Source organism: Chamaesiphon sp. OTE_20_metabat_361, assembly GCF_031364565.1.
Genome location: NZ_JANLWO010000748.1, coordinates 1 through 4,265 on the forward strand (window position 1 = coordinate 1; position 4,265 = coordinate 4,265).

Consider the following 4,265-nt stretch of genomic DNA (forward strand, 5'->3'; position numbering starts at 1 on the left):
TAAAATAGAATAATATAGCATCGATTTTGACCGCTTTACTATAAGCAAATTGCATCCAATTTCAGTTTAATTAAAAGCTTGCGTTCGGCTTTTGGACAGGCTTTGAGTGATTAGTTTCATTAAGATAAGTTAGAAACATACTGTAAAAACCTCACAACTTCCTCACATTTGGAAGATATGCTAAATGTAGATAGCTTTGTGCAATGAAAAAGCTAGTTTAATTTCTATCTAGGCAAAACAAACAAAATCGCTCACGTTAACAGATTTATCGACTGTTATTACTTGCTATGTAACCAAAAATCAAAACCATGAGTGGATCTTCAGTGGTGGTTAATCGAGCGGTGGTATCCGTTCCTCAGAGCGTTCATCCTGGCATGGGTGCAAATTTGGTTGGCGATAAATGTTCGTTTCGAGTTTGGGCACCGAACGCAATTGCGGTTTCAGTTTGCATCTGGTACAACGAGCAAATGTCCCAAGTTGCCCTTGCACCAGAACCGAGTAACCCTAGCTATTGGTCGGTAGATGTGGTGGGTGTTGTGACGGGTCAACCCTATCAATTTTCAATTGTTAATAAAGGCGGCGATCCTACCAATCCTGGTGGTATCTTGACGCGGGTAGATGCCTATGCGCGACAAGTCGAGAGTGCGGAAGATAACGCCAGAGGGATCGTCGTCGATTGGCAGCAAGAGTGGTCTGAATTTGCCACACCCAAATTTGCAGATCTGATTATTTATGAGGCGCATGTCGGGTCATTTGCTGGACTAAACGACCATCTGAATATCTCAACATATGCCACGTTTGCCGACTTTGAGACGAAGCTCGGATATATCCGCGAACTCGGTTTTAACGCCCTCCAGCTATTACCGACCGAGCAAGTGGATGGCATCGATGGGGAAGGTTATGGAGCCACCAACCTCTTTGCACCGCATAATGGGTACGGGACTCCGGCGGACTTGAGATCGCTCGTAGATGCTGCCCACAGGCACGGTCTAGCGGTGATTTTTGATGTGGTCTATCATCATGCTTCGAGTAGTCACAATCACTACTGGCAATACGATGGTAATACCACCGATGAAGGCGGGATTTATTTTGAAGACCCATTTCACTACGAACCTGCGCGGGATGAAGACGGTCGCTCATTCGCGCACTGGAAATCCGAGGTTCAAAACTTTTTACTCGACCACGCTCGGATGATGTTAAATGAATATCGCGGCGATGGTTTGCGGTTTGATATGGCGCATAGTCTGACATGGGAATGTACTCAACATATCATTGTCGGACTTCGCGAAAATTCCTACTGGCGGGATAAATATTTAATTGCCGAATGGACGAGCGAACAACAGGATCGTTGGGGCAAAGTTATCCGTGAATTAGGCTTCAATGCAGTATGGGCAACGTCCGATCCGTTTGCCTTTATTCGCGCTGTCAATGGAGAAAATGCGTTCGCGAAGCGTGGGCTTTGCCCAATCGATAACCTCAAGTCATTTATCGGTTGGATGGGATTAGACAGGTCTTGGAATTCTGTCCGCTATTTACTCGGTTCACATGACAGAATTGCCGATTCTCAAAGCGGTAAACAACCCGAAAATCGCTATTTAGTTGAGTTATGTGGTGGACGGGATAATTGGTATGCAAGAGCCAAAGCACGACTCGGTTGGGCGTTAAATGTAGCGATGCCTGGTACGCCGATGTTATTCATGGGATCTGAATGTCATCATTGGGGCTATTGGTGGCCGAATCCAGACGGAAATCCAGCGACATCAGAACATCGATTTGATTGGGCAATTGCTGGAGATCCGATCGGGATACCAATGCGAAATTTAGTCAAAGATATCAACTGGGTACGCTGGCATAATCCAGCTTTACGTAGTGATACTCTGCAATTTATTCATGAAGATCGCACTAATACAGTCTTAGCTTTTAAACGTTGGCATGAAGGCGGCAATATTATCATAGTTGTTGTAAATTCGAGCGATCGTCAGTGGTCGGAACATGATTATGGAATCCATTTGGGTGGAGAAACTGGGCGGTGGTCAGAAATTTTCAACTCTCAATCACCGCAGTATGACGGCTGGAATGATTCGGGTAACTATGGAAGCGATCTGCAAGTGCAGTCAGACGAGAAGCTGTATATCAATTTGCCTAAATGGTCGATTTTAATATTCAGAAAGCAATAGCTCTAAAAGAGGTAAATTCTGATGGTGACAAATATTTTAGTAACAGGGGCGACGGGCAATGTCGGGCAAGAAGTGGTGCGATTACTCTCACTACAGGAATTGCCTGTTACCGCAGCAGTTAGAAATCCAATTGAAGCTGCAAAGAGTTTCGGTAGTAATGTTCGATGTATTTTATTCGATTTTACTAATCCTGATACTTTTGCAGATGCTTTCGCTGGAATTAATAAACTTTTTCTAGTGCGTCCACCTGCGATCGCAAATATTCACAAAATTACGCCTGCTTTAAATGCAGCCAAACGAGCAGGTGTTGAAGAGATTGTATTTCTGTCGATTATTGGAGCAGATAAAAATCGGATTGTGCCACATTATAAAATCGAACGAGCAATTGAACAATTAAATATCTCCGCAATATTCTTACGGTGTAGCTTCTTCATGCAAAACTTAAATACCACCCATCGCGAAGATATTCGGCTGCGCGATAGGTTGTTTATGCCTGCTGGTAATGGTAGGACGAGTTTTATTGATGTGCGAGATATTGCTGCGGTTGCGGTGAAAATATTAACAGAAGTACCGGATAAGTCCAAAGGAGAACTATCAAGAAATCGTGCTTACGATCTTACAGGCACAGTAGCTCTAACTTACTATGAAGTTGCAAGCATTTTTACAACTGTTTTAGGCAGACAAATTCAATATACTAATTCCTCAATTCCAATATTTGTTTGGCAAATGTTAAGGCAAGGATTCTCATGGCAATTCGTATTGGTAATGGTGGGCATTTATACCACTGCTCGGTATGGATTGGCAGATTTAGTGACATCAAATGTACATCAATTGCTAGAGCACATACCAATTTCGATGCAGCAATATGTTGAGGACTATCGACAATGTTGGTTGTGCTTACAACCAATAGCAGTCGGATAAATATTAGATAATTCACTAAGCAATTCGATTAATACTTTAATAAGGTGTTCGTTATGAACAGAATAAAATTTATCGGCATTATCAGTGGAACGATCGGGTTAGTTGGGACAACAACTTATTTATTGAGCGATCGTACTAACCTAGTTAGAGCCGATGTACAACAGGCAGAGGATAACCATAAAACTCTCAAACCGGATGAAAAAGAGATTTTATTTTTAGCTTCACTTGCGCCGAGCGGTCATAATACCCAGCCGTGGTTCGTTCGATATCTCGAACCTTATCACTGGATTATCGGTAACGATAAAAGTAAATGGCTACCTGCCGTCGATCCGACTCAGCGTGAAACAATGTTATCGATCGGTGCTTTCCTACAAAATCTTGAATATGCTGCTGGTTCCTTTGGCTACGCCTGCGATTGGAAGTTATTAGCTACAACTAATCAGGACGATCGGGTGATGGAAGTAAAGCTAAGTAAAACAGCATCTCCAAATAATTTTGACATTACAAAAATTACCAGCCGTCGGACTGTCCGCTCTAATTTTCTCAACGATCTGCTAAAACAAGAAGACATTACATATCTTGTCGATTCAGAGCCGGAATTTATTCATTACCTACCTAACACTAGCAAAGAAAGTAAATTTATTGACGAACAAACGATCGCTGCCAATCGCCTGCAATCTTACCGCGATCCAGCACAGCAAGAGTTAGCTGACTGGATTAGATTTTCCAGTCGGGATGCCGATAAATATCGTGATGGGCTGACAACCGCAGGGATGGAAATAACTGGAATTCCTGGTTGGGTAGTGCGAAATTCTTACGATAAAGACAATGTGATGACCAAGGATTTTAGAGAACGAGGTATCGATAATATTCAGAAAGAAGTATCGGAATCGGCAGGCTGGATTTTAATTACCAGTCAGGACAATTCAGTAGCGGCACTGCTTGAAACTGGGAGACGCATGGAAAGACTTTTCCTAAAAGTGCGGGAACGGAATATCGCCATCCATCCAATGACCCAGATCTTGGAAGAACCATCAATCAGAGCAAAGTTCGATCGATTCTCTTTCAGAGCAACTAAGCCGACTAAAACGTCGTCTAAGGGATGAAAGAAACTGCTCTGGGACACGGGCAAGGGATTATGCTAGAAGTGTGTTCTAACAGTTAAGA

The 4,265-nt window shown here is 42.9% G+C and carries 3 protein-coding genes; all 3 read left to right on the forward strand.

The features are described 5' to 3' along the window. Positions 1 to 308: 308 nt before the first annotated feature. From RMO35_RS21255 to RMO35_RS21265, 3 genes are read left to right on the forward strand one after another with little or no spacing between them, the layout of a single operon-like run. Positions 309 to 2,177, forward strand: coding sequence for an alpha-amylase family glycosyl hydrolase (locus RMO35_RS21255; protein ID WP_309744015.1), 1,869 nt, complete (start codon positions 309 to 311; stop codon positions 2,175 to 2,177). Between the two features lie 21 nt (positions 2,178 to 2,198). Continuing rightward, entirely contained in the window at positions 2,199 to 3,098 is a 900-nt protein-coding gene (locus RMO35_RS21260; protein WP_309744018.1) for an SDR family oxidoreductase, read from the forward strand. Between the two features lie 53 nt (positions 3,099 to 3,151). After that, entirely contained in the window at positions 3,152 to 4,204 is a 1,053-nt protein-coding gene (locus RMO35_RS21265) for an Acg family FMN-binding oxidoreductase (RefSeq protein ID WP_309744020.1), read from the forward strand. Positions 4,205 to 4,265: the final 61 nt, after the last annotated feature.